Consider the following 15,859-nt stretch of genomic DNA (forward strand, 5'->3'; position numbering starts at 1 on the left):
TGTCGAGGTTGGCCGAAGCGGCGATGGGTTACGGCGTCGCCGCCTTCACCCATCCTACGGAATCGGTGGACTGCGTACTGTCGCGCCAGCTCAGCAGCTGTGCCGCCACCGCGATGGCGATCGAGGTCGGGTCCTTGGCGCTGATGCCGGGCAGGCCGATCGGGCAGGCCATGGCGGCGAGCCGTTCCGGCGCGATGCCGCGCGCGGCGAGGCGGTGTTCGAAGCGGGCGCGCTTGCTCTGCGAGCCGATCAGGCCGAAGAAGCCCACGTCGTCGCGGCGCAGGATGTGCCAGGCCAGTTCCAGGTCGAGGTCGTGGCGGTGCGTCATCACCAGATAGGCGCTGCCGGGCGCGGCGTTTGCCACGTCGTCGGTCGGTTCGTCGCTGACGATCGCGTCTACGTTGTCCGGCAGCGGGGCGGCGAAGGCGTCTTCGCGCTGATCGACCCAGCGGATATGCAGGTCGCTGCCGGCCAGCACCCGCACCAGCGCCTGGCCGACATGGCCGGCGCCAAACAGTGTCAGTTCCCGGCGCCAGGCGCGGTAGCGCTGCTGCCAGTGCCCGTCGTCCGCGCCGCCGGACCGCAGCGTGGTGCTGTCGCCTTCCGTTTCCACCGTCCAGTCCGAACCCGCTGCGCCGGCGGCCAGCGCGCGTGCCAGAGTGGCGCCCTGGCGCAGCGCCTCGGCACGCCGGCGCCAGGCGTCGCGTTCACGTGCCGCAACGCGTTCGAACAGCAGCCACACCACGCCGCCGCAGCACTGTCCCAGGCTCGGCCCGAGGGCAAAGCGCAGGACCTCCGGCGCTTGTGGCGCGCTGAGCAGGCGGGCGCGGGCGTGGGCGATGGCTTCCCATTCCAGATGGCCGCCGCCCAGGGTGTCGGCTGTCTGCGTCAGGTTCAGCGCCAGCGTGGCGCCGGCTTCGCGCGGCGCCGAGCCGGCCACCTTGAGCACGCTCACCAGCTCGGCGTCGCCGTCGGCGAGCAGGGCGGGCAGGGCGGCGAGCCAGGGCGGCATGTCAGGCTCCCGGGCGGTAGCCGATGGCGTCGAGCGCATCGAGCACCGCCTGTGGCGTGGCCGGGGCGGCGAGCGGCACGCGCTGGCCCGGCGCGGCGCAGTAGCCCAGGGCGTCGCGGATGGCGAAGAACACCGACAGCGCCAGCATCAGCGGCGGCTCGCCCACCGCCTTGGAGTGGTGCAGTCCTTCCTCGATGTTGGCGTTGTCGAACAGCGTGACCGTGAAGTGCTCCGGCACGTCGTAGGCGGTGGGAATCTTGTAGGTGGACGGCGCGTGCGTGGCGAGCCGCCCGTCCGGCTGCCAGCAGAGCTCCTCGCTGGTGAGCCAGCCCATGCCCTGCACGAAGCCGCCCTCGATCTGGCCACGGTCGATGGCCGGGTTCAGCGAGCGCCCGACGTCGTGCAGGATGTCCACCGCCAACAGCCGCGTCGCCCCCGACAGCGTGTCCACCGCCACCTCGCTCACCGCCGCGCCGTAGGCGAAGTAGTAGAACGGCCGGCCCTGGCGCGTGTCGGCATCGTAGTGGATCTTGGGTGTGCGGTAGAAGCCGGCCTCCCACAACGGCAGGCGGCGGCGGTAGGCCAGCGTCACCAGCTCGGTGAAGTCGAGCCGGTGTTCGCCGGAGCAGACCTGTCCCCCTTTGAATTCGACCGTGGCGGCGTGGCAGCCGTAGAGCACGGCGAACAGCGCGGCCAGCCGGGTGCGGATCGCCCCGGCGGCCTGGCGCGCGGCCTGGCCGTTGAGGTCGGCGCTGGAGGAGGCGGCGCTGGCCGAAGTATTGGGCACCTTGGCGGTGTCGGTGGCGCCGATGCGTACCCGCTCCAGCGGCAGCCCCAGTTCCTCGGCCACCACCTGCTGCACCTTGATGTGCAGGCCCTGGCCCATCTCGATGCCGCCGTGGCTGACCAGCACGCTGCCGTCGAGGTAGACGTGCACCAGCGCGCCGGCCTGGTTGTAGTGGGTGGCGGTGAAGGCGATGCCGAACTTGACCGGGGTCAGCGCCAGGCCGCGCTTGAGCACGGGGCTGGCGGCATTGAAGGCGGCGATGGCGTGGCGGCGTTCCGGGTAGTGGCTGTCGCGTTCCAGCTGGTCCACCAGCTCCGGCAGCACGTTGTCCGCCACGGTCATGCCGTAGTGCGTGGTGTCGCGCGGCGCCGCGCCGTAGAAGTTGGCGCGCCGCACCACCAGCGGGTCGCATTGCAGGGTGCGCGCGATGTCGTCGAGCACGCTCTCGATGGCGAACATGCCCTGCGGCCCGCCGAAGCCGCGGAAGGCGGTGTTCGACACCGTGTGCGTCCTGAGGCGCAGGTTGTGCAGCGTCACCGCGTCCAGGTAGTAGGCGTTGTCGACGTGGAACAGCGCGCGGTCGTTGACCGGGCCGGACAGGTCGGCGGAATAGCCGCAGCGCGCCGCCAGGGTCAGCTCGAGGCCGTGCAGGCGGCCGCTGTCGTCGAAGCCGGCGTCGTAGTCGTAGGCGAAGTCGTGGCGCTTGCCGGTGACGGCGATGTCGACGTCGCGGTCCAGGCGCAGCTTGACCGGGCGGCCGGTGCGCTGCGCCAACAGCGCCGCCAGGCAGGCCCACTGCGCCGACTGCGTTTCCTTGCCGCCGAAGCCGCCGCCGATGCGGCGGCACTCGACCGTCACCGCGTGCGCCGGCAGCCCGAGCGCCTCCGCCACCAGTTGCTGCATCTCGCTGGGGTGCTGGGTGGAGCAGTAGAGCTGCAGGCCGCCGTCGTCGCGCGGCACGGCGTAGCTGACCTGCCCTTCGAGGTAGAAGTGCTCCTGGCCGCCCACGCTCAGCTGCCCCTGCAGGCGGTGCGGCGCCTGTTGCAGGGCGGCCGCGGCGTCGCCGCGTTGCATCTCCACCGGCGGCAGCACGTAGTCGGCGGCGGCGCGCGCGCTGGCGATGTCGAGGTGCGCCGGCTGCGTCTCGTATTCGGCCCACGCCAGCCGTACCGCGCGCCGCGCGATCTCGACGCTGTCGGCGGCGACGGCGAACAAAGGTTGGCCGAAGAAGCTCACCTCGCCCGCGCACAGGATCGGGTCGTCCGGCTCGATCGGGCCGCAGCTGGTGCCGTGGCACAGGTCGGCCGCGGTGAGCACGGCGCGCACGCCCGGCAGCTGCCGCACCGTGTCGAGATCGAGCGCGCTGAGCCGGCCGTGGGCGACCTCGGCGCAGCCGAGCGCGGCGTGGAGCGTGCCGGGCAGTTCGGGCAGGTCGTCGGTGTAGCGGGCACGGCCGGTGACGTGCAGCCGGGCGCTGTCGTGCGCATAGGGCAGGCCGACGTGGTCGTGCGCGGGCGGTGGTGGCGTGCTCATAGGGTTTCCTCCGGCGCGGGCAGCGCGATCGGCTCCAGCTCGTCGAGCTGCAGCGGCGTCATCCCCTGGCTGTCGAGCCAGGCCCGCCACAGCAGCCGGCGTGCCAGGCGCTGACGGTGGTCGGCGCGGCCGCGCAGGTCCGACAGCGGCGAAAAGTCGTGTTGCAGTTCGTTCATCGCCGCCTCCACCGCCACCGCATTCCACGGCCGCCCGATCAGCGCCGCCTCGGCCTGGGGCGCGCGCGACGGCACCGCTGCCATGCCGCCCAGGGCCAGCCGGGCGTCCTGCACCACGTCGTCGCCGTCGCGCGTGATGGCCAGCGCCAGGAACACCGTGGCGATGTCCTGTTCGTAGCGTTTGGACGCCTTGTAGGCGCGGATGAACGGGGCTGGATCGTGGCGACGCGGCACCAGCACGGCGCGCACGAACTCGCCCGGCGCCAGCGCGTTGTGCTGGTAGCCGAGGTAGAAGTCTTCCAGCGCCAGCTCGCGTTCGGCGCCGAGGCGGTGCAGCCGCAGTCGTGCCCCCAGTGCGATCAGCGCCGGCATCGAATCGCCGATCGGCGAGCCGTTGGCGACATTGCCGGCCAGGGTGGCGGCGTTGCGGATCGGCGGCGAGGCGAAGCGCCGTGCCAGCTCGGCCAGCTCCGGGTACTCGGCCACGAGCGCGGCGAAGGCGTCGGTCAGCGTCACCGCGGCGCCGATGCGCAGCCACTCGGGGTCGTGCTCGATGGTTTTCAGCTCGTCCACGTGCGCCAGCGCAATCAGCTCGGGTAGCTCGTGCAGCTGTTTGGTGACCCACAACCCGAGATCGGTGCCGCCCGCCAGCAGCCGCGCCTCGGGGACGGCGGCGTACAGTTCCGCCAGCTCGGCCAGGGTGCGGGGGCTGCGCAAGCGGGCGCCGCCGGCGCGGTAATCGAGCGCCGGGGCCGTGGCCAGCGCCTGCAAGGCGGCGACGATCGGCTCCGGGTCCGGCAGGCAGGGCGGCGCGGCGCAGGCGGCGACGCCGGCGTCGATGATGGGGCGGTAGCCGGTGCAGCGGCACAGGTTGCCGGACAGCGCGTCGATCACCTCGGCGCGCCCGGCGCCGGGGTGCTGGCTGGCGAGCGCGAACAGCGACATCACGAAGCCCGGGGTGCAGAAGCCGCACTGCGAGCCGTGCTGCTCGACCAGCGCCCGCTGCACCGGGTGCAGGCCGTCCGGCGCCAGCGCGGCCAGGTCCTCCACCGTCAGCAGTGCCTTGCCATCGAGCGCCGGCAGCAGCATCAGGCAGGCGTTGACGTTGCGCCAGACCAGCTTGCCGTGGCGCAGCTCGCCCACCGCCACGGTGCAGGCGCCGCAGTCGCCCTCGGCGCAGCCTTCCTTGCTGCCGGTGGCGTGCCGCTCGTCGCGCAGGAATTGCAGGACGGTGCGGGTGGGGGGCTGCTGCTGCACCCGCACGATGTCGCCCTGGTAGTAGAACTGGATCGGCCGTTGTTCCATGCTGTGCTGTCCGCTGGGCTGCCGGGCGGCGGCCCGGTTTCTATAAAGATAGTCGGGCAGGCGAGGCTTGCCAGCTTGGGGCGCTGCCCGGCCCGGCTGCTGGGCGGCGGGTCAGTGGGGGACAGTGCCTCGGTAAACGTCGCGCGCCGTACCCGGCAAAAGACGAGCCACACCACCTGCACGGGGCAAAGCAACAGCACCAGCGCCATGGCCAGCGTCGCCGGCGCGACGCCATGGACGTAGAGCACGCCGCCCGCCACCGCGACCGAGAGCGCGGCGCAGCCCAGGTACGCCAGTCGTTGCATCGCCATGCCATCCTGCGCTCAGAGCCCGATACGCGCCCGCTTGAGCAGCGCCGAGTTGACGATCACCGACAGCGAACTGAGCGCCATCGCCGCCGCGGCCAGGATGGGGTTGAGCAGGCCTAGCGCCGCGACGGGAATCCCGATGCTGTTGTAGATGAAGGCCCAGAACAGGTTCTGCTTGATCTTGCCCATGGTGGCGCGCGACAGCTGGATGGACGCCACCACGTCGCGCACGTCGTTCCGGATCAGGATGATGCCGCCGGTCTCCTTGGCCACGTCGGAACCGGAGCCGATGGCGATGCCGATGTCGGCGGTCGCCAGGGCCGGCGCATCGTTGACGCCGTCGCCCACCATCGCCACCACCTCGCCCGCGTCGCGCAGCTGGCGGATCACCTTGGCCTTGTCCTCCGGCAGCACCTCGGCGATCACCTGCTCGATGCCGATCTGCCGGGCGATCGCCTCGGCGGTGCGCCGGTTATCGCCGGTCAGCAGCACGACCTTGATCCGCCGCGCCGCGAGGGCGGCCACGGCCTGGGCGGCCTCCGGCTTGAGCGTGTCCGCCACGGCGATCACGCCGATCAGGCGGCCGTTGTCCCCCACCAGCATGGCGGTCTTGCCGTCCGCCTCCAGGCGCGCCAGGGTCTCCGCCGCCGCGTCGATCGCGATGTTTTCCCGGGCGAACAGGCGGCGGTTGCCGAGCAGCACCGTGCGCCCCTCCACCACGCCCTGGATGCCGTGGCCGGCGATGCCGGTGATGGTGCCGGCCGGCGCCAGCGACAGGCGGCGCTGCCGTGCCGCCCTCACCATGGCTTGCCCCAGCGGGTGCTCCGAGCCGGTTTCCACCGCGGCGGCCAGAGCCAGCACCTGCGCCGCGTCGTGAGTGTCGAACGGCACGACATCGGTGACGTTCGGCTCGCCGCGCGTCAGGGTGCCGGTCTTGTCGAACACGATGGTGGTGAGCTTTTCCGCCCGCTCCAGCACCTCGCCGCCGCGGATCAGGATGCCGCCGTCCGCCCCCTTGCCGACGCCGACCATCAGCGCCGCCGGCGTGGCGATGCCCAGCGCGCACGGGCAGGAAATGATCAGCACCGCGATGAAGGCCAGCAGCCCTTGCGGGAAGTGGCCGGCCAGCCACCAGCCCAGGAAGGCGAGCACGGCGACGCCGACCACCGCCGGCACGAAATAGCCGGTGACGGTGTCGGCCAGGCGCTGGATCTGCGCGGTGCTGGCCTGGGCCTCTTCCACCATGCGGATGATCTGCGCCAGCGCGGTGTCGGCGCCGATGCGGGTGGCGCGGAAGGCGAACACGCCGGCGCCGTTCAGGGTGCCGCCGATCACCGGTGCGCCGGGGCGCTTCGCCACCGGCATCGATTCGCCGGTGAGCATCGACTCGTCCACGTTGGACTGTCCTTCGATCACCTCGCCGTCGGTCGGCACCTTCTCGCCCGGTTTCACCAGCACCGTCTCGCCCACCATGATGCTCTCGGCCGGGATGTCGGTTTCCACGCCGTCGCGCCGCACGTGCGCCGTGGCCGGCTTGAGGTCGAGCAGATGGCGCACCGCCGCCGACGACTTCTTCTTGATGATCTCCTCCATGTAGCGCCCGAGCAGCACGAAGGCGATGATCACCGCCGACACTTCGAAATAGACGTCGCGCTCGGCCACCTTGACCGGCAGGATGCCCGGGAAGAACAGCACCGCCACGCTGTAGAAGTAGGCCACCGAGGTGCCCAGCGCGATCAGGAAATCCATGTTGATGTTGCGGGTGCGGATGGCGTTCCAGGCGCCCTTGTAGAAGCTCCAGCCGCCGATGAACTGCACCGGCGTCACCAGCAGGAACAGCCACATGCCCCAGGTCAGCCAGGGCAGGGCCGGAATCGGCGCCCACGACAGCAGCGTGGCGCCGGCGGCGAGCGCCAGGAAGGCGCCGGCGCGCAGCATGGCCAGCGCCAGCACGCCGGTCAGCGCGATGGTGACCCGCGTCTTCATCGCCTTCAGTTCGTGCTCGGGCGACTCGAAGGTGCGCAGGCAGCTGTCGCTGCAGAAGTAATAGGTGCGGCCGCCGCGCTGGGTGCTGAGCGCGCTGGCCTTGTCCACCAGCATGCCGCAGATCGGGTCCTTGGCGCGGCCGCTGGCGCCGCTCGCTGCGGCCGGTGGCATCGCCGCGGCCGCGGGCGGGGGCGTGCTGGCGCTAACGGGGGCGTAGCGCTCCGGCGCGGCGGCGAACTGCTGCTGGCAGTGCGCCGAGCAGAACCAGTAGCGTTGTCCGCGGTACTCCTGGCTGGACTGGGCCGTGGCCGGGTCGATCTGCATGCCGCAGACCGGGTCGCTGACGCGTGCCATCATCATTCTCCTTTCAGTGCGCCGCTAGCGGCGGCCGTGCAGCCGCGTGTGCAGCCACGCGAACACCGTGCCGACCACGAATCCCCATACCGTCAGCACGACCAGCGGGTAGAGGAAGACGGCGAGCGTGAACGGGGCCGGACTGGCCAGCTTGTGAAAATCGAGGCCGTGGAACAGGGCGTTGAGGAAGTCGATGCCCTGCGCGGGCCACTGCCGGTAGAGGAGGGCGCACACGATGTAGCTGAACGCTAGGGTGAGGGCCAGGGCGAGGCCGGTTTTCCAAGGGGGGAACAGGGCCATGGCAGACTCCTTGCCTGGTGAGGGGTGGCAACAGGCCGGCCGGCGCCACGCCTCGTCGCGGCATGAGCTTGCCGCCGACGGCAACACGGCGCGCGCTCCGGTCATCCGGAGGGCGCGGACGCTACTGGTTGAAACGCTGGAACAACCGGAGCAGGAAGGAAGGGGGCGAGGTGGCCGGCCACGCCGCCTGGCGCGGCCGGGAGGTCTGGCCGTGGCGAAAGAGGGGCGGGAGGATCATGGGCAGCAGCAGCCACAGCAGCAACACGGGAGTCGCCAAGGGAGCGGCCGGCGCCGGCTGGGAGGTGCTGGTCGCGCTGCCCAGGCTGGCGCACCAGGAATGGCAGGCGGGATGGTGCGAGGCCGGCGCCGGAGCGGCCGTGTCCGGCGGGGCGGCGCTCAGGACGGCCGGGCTCGCCGCCAACGGTTCCTCGGCCAGGCAGCCCTCGAGAGCGCCCGCCGCGCAGGCAAACACCCACAGCGCCAGCAGCAGGCGGCAGAGGAGCTGCAGGGGGCGGCGGGAGAGGAACATGGCGGGGCCATCCGCAGAGGGGTTTCCCTCACTATAGACACCGCGGCGGCGTGCATCGCGCCGTCTATCGTTCCCAATAGCCGGGGGTGTTGTAGGTCTTTTTCAGGTAGTCGATGAAGAAGCGCACCTTGGCCGGCAGGTGGCGCTGTTGCGGGTAGACCGCCTGGATGTCGTAGGCCGGCACCGCGAACGCGTCGAGCACGGTGACCAGTTCGCCGCGCTTCAGCTCGCCCTCGATCTCCCAGGTGGAGCGCCAGCCGATGCCCAGGCCCTGCTTCACCCAGTTGTACAGCAGCTCGCCGTCGTTGCAGTCCAGGTTGCCACCGACCTTCACCGCCACCAGCCGGCCGTCCTTCAGGAAGGACCAGCCGCGCGGCTGGCCGCCCTGCAGGTTGAAGGCCAGGCAGTTGTGCTGGGCCAGGTCCTCCAGGCTGTGCGGGACGCCGTGCTGCGCGAAGTACGCCGGCGTGCCGCACACCACGCGGCGGTTGCTGGCCAGCTTCACCGCGACGTAGTTGGGGTCGGTGACCTCGCCGATGCGGATCGCCATGTCGTAGCCCTCGCGCACCAGGTCGACCACGCTGTCGGTGAGGTTGAACGAGAGCTTCAGGTCGGGGTAGAGGGTCTGGAAGGTCTGGCCCAGCGGCGCCACGTGGCGCCGCCCGAACGCCGCCGGCGCTGACACCACCAGGTGGCCGCGCACCAGGTTGCGTCCGGCCAGCAGCGAGGATTCGATGTCGTCAAAATCCTTGAGCAGCTGGCGAGCCTGGTCGAGGAACTGCTCGCCCAGGTCGGTGAGGTGCAGGCCGCGCGTGGAGCGGTGCATCAGCTTGACGCCGAGGCGATCCTCCAGGCTGTCGAGGCGGCGCCCCATCACCACCGGCGTCACCCGCTCGGCCTGCGCCGCGGCGGCGAAGCTGCCTTTTTCGGCCACCAGCACGAAGCTCTTGAGTTCCGTGTATCGGTCCATCCTCACCTCTCCTCGGGGGCTAGCGGCTTCGGCCAACCGCGATCAGGCCGTCGCCGGGCGAACTGGGCGAGGCCGCGTAATGCTGCATCGGCATGCGTCCCGCCTCGTGGGCGAGCCGTCCCGACGCCACGGCCAGGCGCATCGCCCGCGCCATGGCGACCGGGTCGCGGGCCTGGGCGATGGCGGTGTTCATCAGCACGCCGTCGCAGCCCAGCTCCATGGCGATGGCGGCGTCGGAGGCGGTGCCCACCCCGGCATCCACGAGCACCGGGATGGAGACGGCGTCGATCACGAGGCGCACGTTCCAGGGGTTGAGGATGCCCATGCCGGAACCGATCAGGCTGGCCAGCGGCATCACCGCCACGCAGCCGATATCCTGCAGGCGGCGCGCCTGGATCGGGTCGTCGGCACAATACACCATCACCTGAAAGCCGTCACGGACCAGCACCTCGGCGGCCCGCAAGGTTTCCGGCATGTTGGGGTAGAGGGTGCGCTCGTCGCCCAGCACCTCCAGCTTCACCAGCGCGTGGCCGTCCAGCAGCTCGCGCGCCAGGCGCAGGGTGCGCACCGCATCTTCTGCGGTATAGCAGCCGGCGCTGTTGGGCAGGTAGGTGTAGCGCTCCGGCGGCAGCACCTCCAGCAGGCTGGGCTCCCCCGGCGTTTGGCCGAGGTTGGTGCGGCGCACGGCGACGGTGACGATTTCCGCTCCCGAGGCCTCCACCGCCTGCCGCGTTTCCTCCAGGCTGCGGTACTTGCCGGTGCCCACCAGCAGGCGCGAGGCGTAGGCCCGGCCGGCGATGACGAGCGGCTGCGGGGTGTTGTCCTGCGGTGCCATGTCAGCCTTCCCCTGCCACGCCGCCGGGCAGGTGCACCACGTGCAGCAGGTTGGTGCTGCCACGTTGGCCGAAGGGAATGCCGGCGATCACCACCACGCTATCGCCGGGCGCGGCGACCCGCTCGCGCAGCGCGGCGTCGCTGGCGTGGGCGATCATCTCGCCCACGTCCTGCACCTCGTCGAACGGCACCGGATGGACCCCCCAGACCAGGGCCAGGCGGCGCGCGGTGGCGAGCTGCGGGGTGAGCGCCAGGATCGGCGCCGCCGGGCGCTCGCGGCTGGCGCGCAGCGCGCTGAAGCCGGAGGAGGTGAAAGCCACCGTGGCGGCGGGTTGCAGCAGCTCGGCGACGCGGCGCAGGGCGCAGCAGATGGCGTCCGGGGTGTTGGGCCGGGCCGGGGTGTGGCCGGCCGCCAGTTCGTGGCGCCAGGCCGGGTCGTGCTCCACCTCGGCGATGATGCGGTCCATGATGGCGACCGCCTCCACCGGGTACTGGCCGGAGGCGGATTCGGCGGACAGCATCACCGCGTCGGCGCCCTCGTACACCGCGGTGGCGACGTCGGAGGCTTCGGCGCGGGTCGGCACCGGGGCCACGATCATCGATTCCAGCATCTGGGTGGCCACCACCACCGGCCGGCCGGCGGCGCGGGCGGCGCGCACGATGCGCCGTTGCAGCACCGGCACCTGCTGCGGCGGCAGTTCCACCCCGAGGTCGCCGCGCGCCACCATGACGCCGTCGGCCAGCGCCACGATTTCCTCCAGCTGTTCGATGGCGGCCGGCTTTTCCAGCTTGGCCATGATCCAGGCCTGGTCGCCGATCAGCGCGCGCGCCTCGGCGATGTCCTCGGGACGCTGCACGAACGACAGCGCCACCCAGTCGACCCCCAGTTCCAGGCCGAAGGCGAGATCGGCGCGGTCCTTCGCCGTCAGCGGCGAGATCGGCAGCACCACGCCGGGCACGTTCACCCCCTTGCGGTCGGACAGCGTGCCGCCCACCAGCACCGTGGTGTCGGCGAAATCGGGGCCGAAGGCCTCGACGCACAGGCGCAGCTTGCCGTCGTCGAGCAGCAGCTCGGTGCCGACCTCGAGCGCGGCGAAGATTTCCGGGTGCGGCAGGTTGGCGCGGCCGGCGTCGCCCTCGGCGGGGTCGAGGTCGAGGCGGAAGCGGGCGCCGGGTTCGAGCAGCGCCTTGCCGCCGGCCATGCGGCCGATGCGCAGCTTGGGGCCTTGCAGGTCGAGCAGCACGCCGATCGGGCGGCCCAGTTCCTGCTCGACCTCGCGGATCAGGCGCAGGCGTGCGGCGTGGTCCTCGTGGTTGCCGTGGCTGAAATTGAGCCGGAACACGTCGGCGCCGGCTTCGGCCAACGTGCGGATGCGCTCGAGCGTGGAACTCGCCGGCCCGAGCGTGGCGAGGATGCGGGCACGACGCTGGCGTCTCATGCGACCTCCCACTGGCCGATGACGGCGGCCACCCCGGCGCGGGCGACCTGGGCGTCCTCGCCGGCCTTGACGCCGGAAACCCCGACCGCGCCGATCACTTGGCCGCCGACGACGATCGGTTCGCCGCCTTCCAGCGGCACCACCGGCATCGCCAGCGCGGCGAAGCGGCCGTTGTTCACCATCTCCTCGAACGCCTTGCTCGGCTTGCCGCTGAGCACGCAGGTGCGCGCCTTTTCCGGCGCCACGGCGGCGCTCATCAGCGGCGCGCCGTCCATGCGCTGCAGCCACAGGGCGTGGCCGCCGGCGTCGCATACCGCGATGCTGACCGCCCAGCCTTGTGCCGTCGCCTCGGTTTCGGCGGCGGCGGCGATACGCTTGACCTCGTCCAGGGTCAGTGCCTTGATGTCTCTCATCATCAGTCTCCTCTTCGAGTCCATCCCATTAGGCGGCTGCGCCTTCACAGTTTGAGCGTCGGCGGACTGCGTGCGAATCTTCGATTCGCTCAGCGATCGGAATCCTCATGTACTCCGTGTACATTCCGGTTCCTGCGCTCCGGCGACACTCAACCTGCCTTGGCTCGCTCACCTACTGGAATAGACTTTGTAGTTAATAATGGCTTGCCGCTCAGGTGAGCAGGATGGCGCGGAAGTCGTTCACATTGGTCAGCGTCGGGCCGGTGATCAGGGCGTCGCCCAGCGCTTCGAAGAAGCCGTGGCCGTCGTTGTCGTCGAGGCGGTCGCGCGGGCGGATGCCGGCGGCCCAGGCGCGCGCGAGGGTGTCGGGGGTGATGAAGGCGCCGGCGATCTCCTCCTGCCCGTCGACGCCGTCGGTATCGCCCGCCACGGCGTGGATGCCCGGCGCGCCGTTCAGCGCCACCGCCAGCGACAGCAGGAACTCGACGTTGCGGCCGCCGCGGCCCTGGCCGCGCACCGTCACCGTGGTCTCGCCGCCGGACAGCAGCACGCACGGCAGCGCCGCCGGCTGGCCACGGTGCTTCACCTGCAGCGCGATGCCGGCCATGACCTTGCCGACGTCGCGCGCCTCGCCCTCGATGCTGTCGCCGAGGATCAGCGCCGGCAGCCCGGCGGCGGCGGCGACCGTGGCGGCGGCCTCCAGCGCCATCTGCGGCGTCGCCACCAGGTGGGTGCTGACGCGCGCCAGGCGTTCGTCGTCCGGCTTGACGGTCTCGCCGGCGCCGGACTCCAGCAGGCGGCGCGCGCCGGCGGGCAGGGCGATGCCGTAGCGGCGCACGATCTCCAGCGCGTCGGCGCAGGTGGTGGGGTCGGCCACCGTCGGGCCGGAGGCGATGTCCATCGGGTTGTCGCCGGGCACGTCCGAGATCAGCAGGTTCACCACGCGCGCCGGATGGCAGGCGGCGGCGAGCCGCCCGCCCTTGATCGCCGAGAGGTGGCGGCGCACGCAGTTCATTTCGGCGATGGTCGCGCCGGAGGTCAGCAAGGCGCGGTTGATGGCCTGCTTGTCCTCCAGGCTGACGCCGTGGCCCGGCAGCGGCAGCAGCGATGAGCCGCCGCCCGAGATCAGGCAGATCACCAGGTCGTCGGGCGTCAGGCCGCGCACCGTGTCCAGCAGGCGGCCCGCCGCGGCCAGCCCGGCGGCGTCCGGCACCGGGTGGGCGGCTTCGACGATCTCGATGCGCTGGCACGGCACGGCGTAGCCGTAGCGCGTCACCACCAGGCCGGTAAGCTCTCCCGGCCAGTGCCGCTCCAGCGCCCGGGCCATGGCGGCCGAGGCCTTGCCGGCGCCGATGACGATGGTGCGGCCGCGTGGCGGTTCGGGCAGGAACGGCGGGAGGCAGTGCTCGGGCTGGGCGGCGTTGACGGCGGCGGCGAACATCTTCGCCAGCAGGTCGCGAGGAGGCGTGTTCATCGGCGGGTGTCCTTTGCTTTCAGAGCTCACCGAGGTCGGTGAAACGGATCGGCTGCGCGCCTTTCCACAGCACGGTGCGGCCCATGTCCATCAACTGATCGGCGCCTTCGACCACGGTCAGGAAGTGGTTGCCGGCCAGCTGCCCCATCTTGCTGGCGAACTGGCTGCTGCCGTAGGCGAACAGGATCTCGGTTTCGGAAAAGCCGCCCGGGTAGAGCAGCAGGTCGCCGCGCGAAGGGTGGCTGGTGTGGTTCTCGAAGCCGAGCCCGGTGTCGAAATCGCCGAGCGGCACCCACACCGCCTCGCCGCTCCAGCGCGAATGGATCACCTGGTTGGAGAAGGGCAGCAGCTTCAGGAAGGCGGCGCAGGTGCGCGGCGCGGCCTCCTCTTCCAGCCGCGCGACGAAACGGTAGGAACCGACATCGATGGACAGGTAACGCATGGGGTCTCCTGGGGGCTATGGGGCCGGTCGATGCCGGCCCTTCTTGGAACCTGTTTACGATCTTGCTGCGCATCCCTGATCGGGAATCCTCATGTACTCCAGTACATTCCGGTTCCTGCGCTGCTCTTCACCCCGCTGAGGGCTGCTCGCGACAGATCGTGAATAGGTTCTGACAACACTTATTGGCCGATCTCGAAGTTGGCCATCTTCTCCAGCGCGCGCACCATCGCCGAATGATCCCAGCCGGCGCCGCCGTGCGCCGCGCAGGCGTTGAACAGTTCCTGCGCGGTGGCGGTGTTGGGCAGCGACACGCCGAGCTGGCGGCCGGTGGCGAGCGCCAGGTTGAGGTCCTTCTGGTGCAGCTCGATGCGGAAGCCCGGATCGAAGGTGCGCTTGACCATGCGCTCGCCGTGCACCTCCAGGATGCGCGAGTTGGCGAAGCCGCCCATCAGCGCCTGGCGCACCTTGGCCGGGTCGGCGCCGGCCTTGGCGGCGAGCAGCAGCGCCTCGCCCACCGCCTCGATGGTGAGCGCGACGATGATCTGGTTGGCCACCTTGGTGATCTGGCCGTCGCCGTTGCCGCCGACCAGGGTGATGTTCTTGCCCATCAGCTCGAACAGCGGCTGGACCGTGGCGAAGGCGGCTTCGCTGCCGCCCACCATGATGGTCAGCGTCGCCGCCTTGGCGCCGACTTCGCCGCCGGATACCGGCGCATCCAGATACTCGCAGCCGAGCTCGTTGATGCGGCGCGCGAACTCCTTGGTGGCCACCGGCGAGATGGAGCTCATGTCCACCACGATCTTGCCGGCGCTGAGGCCGGCGGCGACGCCGTTGGCGCCGAACAGCACGTCTTCCACGTGCGGGGTGTCGGGCACCATGGTGATGACGATGTCCGCCTGGCGCGCCACCTCGGCGCCGCTGGCGCAGACCCTGGCGCCGGCCTCGAGGATGGCGCCCGGGGTGTGGCCGCGGGTGTAGGTGAAGACGGTGTGCCCGCCGGCGATGAGGTGGCCGGCCATGGGGGCGCCCATGATGCCGAGGCCGATGAAGCCGATGTTTGCCATGATGTGTCTCCGTTTTATGCGATTGAATCCTGGAGCCGTTAACAAAGCCCAGTGCAACGGTCTTGGCTAGGCGCGCGGCTGCAGGCAGTACAAGTAGTACGGCAAAGCCGCGCAACAACGCCAAGAGGGTTTTGTTAGCGGCTCTTAGTTGGTCAGAGCCTTGATCCAGCCAAGCCCGTCGCGGGTGCTGCTGGCGGGCTTGTACTCGCAGCCGATCCAGCCGTCGTAGCCGAGCTGGTCGATGTGACGCAGCAGCCACGGGTAGTTGATCTCGCCGCTGCCCGGTTCGTGGCGGCCGGGGTTGTCGGCGAGCTGGATGTGGGCGATGCGCGGCAGGTATTTCGCGATGGTGCCCGCCAGTTCGCCCTCCATGCGCTGGGCGTGGTAGATGTCGTACTGGATGAACAGGTTGTCCGAGCCCACCGCGTCGAGGATCGCCGCCGCCTGTGCGGTGCGGTTGAGGTAGAAGCCGGGAATGTCCCAGGTGTTGATCGGTTCGATCAGCAGGCGCAGGCCCGCCCGCTGCAGCTGGGCGGCGGCGAAGCGCAGGTTGGCGACGAAGGTCTCGTGCAGCGTGTCCTGCGGCACCCCGGCCGGGGCGATGCCCGCCAGGCAGTTGAGCTGGGTGCAGCCCAGGGCGCGGGCGTAGTCGATGGCGCGGCCGACGCCGTCCTGGAACTCGTCGACCCGGTCCGGATGGCAGGCGATGCCGCGCTCGCCGGCTTCCCAATTGCCGGCGGGCAGGTTGTGCAGCACCTGCACCAGGCCGTGGCGCGCCAGCTGCTCGGTCAGGACCTCCTTGGCGAAGGCGTAGGGGAAGAGGTACTCGACCCCCTGGAAACCGGCCTCGGCGGCGGCCTGGAAGCGCTCGAGGAAAGGCAGCTCGGTGAAGAGCATGGTGAGGTTGGCGGCGAATTTCGGCATGGTGTCCTC

General features: G+C 70.9%; 14 protein-coding genes. All 14 read right to left on the reverse strand.

Annotated features, from left to right (window positions below):
• Nucleotides 1-28: 28 nt before the first annotated feature.
• Nucleotides 29-1,012: a xanthine dehydrogenase accessory protein XdhC gene (xdhC, locus tag NH8B_RS01160; RefSeq protein WP_014085678.1), complete on the reverse strand. Its 984-nt coding sequence runs from the start codon at nt 1,010-1,012 to the stop codon at nt 29-31.
• A 1-nt stretch (nt 1,013) separates the two neighbouring features.
• Complete coding sequence (gene xdhB / locus NH8B_RS01165) at nt 1,014-3,332, reverse strand: xanthine dehydrogenase molybdopterin binding subunit (protein ID WP_014085679.1); 2,319 nt, start codon at nt 3,330-3,332, stop codon at nt 1,014-1,016.
• Complete coding sequence (gene xdhA, locus NH8B_RS01170; protein ID WP_014085680.1) at nt 3,329-4,813, reverse strand: xanthine dehydrogenase small subunit; 1,485 nt, start codon at nt 4,811-4,813, stop codon at nt 3,329-3,331. The genes xdhB and xdhA overlap by 4 nt, the downstream gene beginning before the upstream one ends.
• A gap of 323 nt (nt 4,814-5,136) precedes the next feature.
• Nucleotides 5,137-7,461: a heavy metal translocating P-type ATPase gene (locus NH8B_RS01175; protein WP_014085681.1), complete on the reverse strand. Its 2,325-nt coding sequence runs from the start codon at nt 7,459-7,461 to the stop codon at nt 5,137-5,139.
• 24 nt (nt 7,462-7,485) lie between these two features.
• On the reverse strand, nt 7,486-7,761 hold the full coding sequence (locus NH8B_RS01180) for a DUF5676 family membrane protein (protein WP_014085682.1): 276 nt from the start codon (nt 7,759-7,761) through the stop codon (nt 7,486-7,488).
• Between the two features lie 121 nt (nt 7,762-7,882).
• The gene (locus NH8B_RS01185; RefSeq protein ID WP_014085683.1) at nt 7,883-8,290 is read right to left on the reverse strand and encodes a hypothetical protein; all 408 of its coding nucleotides are present in this window, start codon (nt 8,288-8,290) and stop codon (nt 7,883-7,885) included.
• Between the two features lie 64 nt (nt 8,291-8,354).
• Nucleotides 8,355-9,260, reverse strand: coding sequence for a LysR family transcriptional regulator (locus NH8B_RS01190; RefSeq protein WP_008954782.1), 906 nt, complete (start codon nt 9,258-9,260; stop codon nt 8,355-8,357).
• 19 nt (nt 9,261-9,279) lie between these two features.
• Entirely contained in the window at nt 9,280-10,095 is an 816-nt protein-coding gene (locus NH8B_RS01195) for a thiazole synthase (RefSeq protein ID WP_014085684.1), read from the reverse strand.
• A gap of 1 nt (nt 10,096) precedes the next feature.
• Nucleotides 10,097-11,533 carry a pyruvate kinase gene (gene pyk / locus NH8B_RS01200; RefSeq protein ID WP_014085685.1) on the reverse strand — a complete coding sequence of 479 codons (1,437 nt, stop codon included), beginning with the start codon at nt 11,531-11,533 and terminating at the stop codon, nt 10,097-10,099.
• Complete coding sequence (locus NH8B_RS01205; protein ID WP_232503512.1) at nt 11,530-11,949, reverse strand: GlcG/HbpS family heme-binding protein; 420 nt, start codon at nt 11,947-11,949, stop codon at nt 11,530-11,532. The genes pyk and NH8B_RS01205 overlap by 4 nt, the downstream gene beginning before the upstream one ends.
• 208 nt (nt 11,950-12,157) lie before the next feature.
• Nucleotides 12,158-13,420 carry a glycerate kinase type-2 family protein gene (locus NH8B_RS01210; RefSeq protein WP_014085687.1) on the reverse strand — a complete coding sequence of 421 codons (1,263 nt, stop codon included), beginning with the start codon at nt 13,418-13,420 and terminating at the stop codon, nt 12,158-12,160.
• Between the two features lie 19 nt (nt 13,421-13,439).
• Nucleotides 13,440-13,862 carry a DUF3830 family protein gene (locus NH8B_RS01215; RefSeq protein WP_008954788.1) on the reverse strand — a complete coding sequence of 141 codons (423 nt, stop codon included), beginning with the start codon at nt 13,860-13,862 and terminating at the stop codon, nt 13,440-13,442.
• A 179-nt stretch (nt 13,863-14,041) separates the two neighbouring features.
• Nucleotides 14,042-14,926, reverse strand: a complete 885-nt coding sequence (locus NH8B_RS01220; protein ID WP_014085688.1) for a 2-hydroxy-3-oxopropionate reductase — start codon at nt 14,924-14,926, stop codon at nt 14,042-14,044.
• A 144-nt stretch (nt 14,927-15,070) separates the two neighbouring features.
• Nucleotides 15,071-15,850, reverse strand: a complete 780-nt coding sequence (gene hyi, locus NH8B_RS01225) for a hydroxypyruvate isomerase (protein WP_014085689.1) — start codon at nt 15,848-15,850, stop codon at nt 15,071-15,073.
• Nucleotides 15,851-15,859: the final 9 nt, after the last annotated feature.

This window comes from Pseudogulbenkiania sp. NH8B (genome assembly GCF_000283535.1).
In the GTDB taxonomy this organism is placed as follows: Bacteria; Pseudomonadota; Gammaproteobacteria; order Burkholderiales; family Chromobacteriaceae; genus Pseudogulbenkiania; species Pseudogulbenkiania ferrooxidans.

Bases quoted from the DNA above. Each gene is read 5' to 3' on its own strand.
- xdhC (WP_014085678.1), bottom strand. From the start codon at position 1,012: ATGCCGCCCTGGCTCGCCGCCCTGCCCGCCCTGCTCGCCGACGGCGAC.
- xdhB (WP_014085679.1), bottom strand. From the start codon at position 3,332: ATGAGCACGCCACCACCGCCCGCGCACGACCACGTCGGCCTGCCCTAT.
- xdhA (WP_014085680.1), bottom strand. From the start codon at position 4,813: ATGGAACAACGGCCGATCCAGTTCTACTACCAGGGCGACATCGTGCGG.
- NH8B_RS01175 (WP_014085681.1), bottom strand. From the start codon at position 7,461: ATGGCACGCGTCAGCGACCCGGTCTGCGGCATGCAGATCGACCCGGCC.
- NH8B_RS01180 (WP_014085682.1), bottom strand. From the start codon at position 7,761: ATGGCCCTGTTCCCCCCTTGGAAAACCGGCCTCGCCCTGGCCCTCACC.
- NH8B_RS01185 (WP_014085683.1), bottom strand. From the start codon at position 8,290: ATGTTCCTCTCCCGCCGCCCCCTGCAGCTCCTCTGCCGCCTGCTGCTG.
- NH8B_RS01190 (WP_008954782.1), bottom strand. From the start codon at position 9,260: ATGGACCGATACACGGAACTCAAGAGCTTCGTGCTGGTGGCCGAAAAA.
- NH8B_RS01195 (WP_014085684.1), bottom strand. From the start codon at position 10,095: ATGGCACCGCAGGACAACACCCCGCAGCCGCTCGTCATCGCCGGCCGG.
- pyk (WP_014085685.1), bottom strand. From the start codon at position 11,533: ATGAGACGCCAGCGTCGTGCCCGCATCCTCGCCACGCTCGGGCCGGCG.
- NH8B_RS01205 (WP_232503512.1), bottom strand. From the start codon at position 11,949: ATGATGAGAGACATCAAGGCACTGACCCTGGACGAGGTCAAGCGTATC.
- NH8B_RS01210 (WP_014085687.1), bottom strand. From the start codon at position 13,420: ATGAACACGCCTCCTCGCGACCTGCTGGCGAAGATGTTCGCCGCCGCC.
- NH8B_RS01215 (WP_008954788.1), bottom strand. From the start codon at position 13,862: ATGCGTTACCTGTCCATCGATGTCGGTTCCTACCGTTTCGTCGCGCGG.
- NH8B_RS01220 (WP_014085688.1), bottom strand. From the start codon at position 14,926: ATGGCAAACATCGGCTTCATCGGCCTCGGCATCATGGGCGCCCCCATG.
- hyi (WP_014085689.1), bottom strand. From the start codon at position 15,850: ATGCCGAAATTCGCCGCCAACCTCACCATGCTCTTCACCGAGCTGCCT.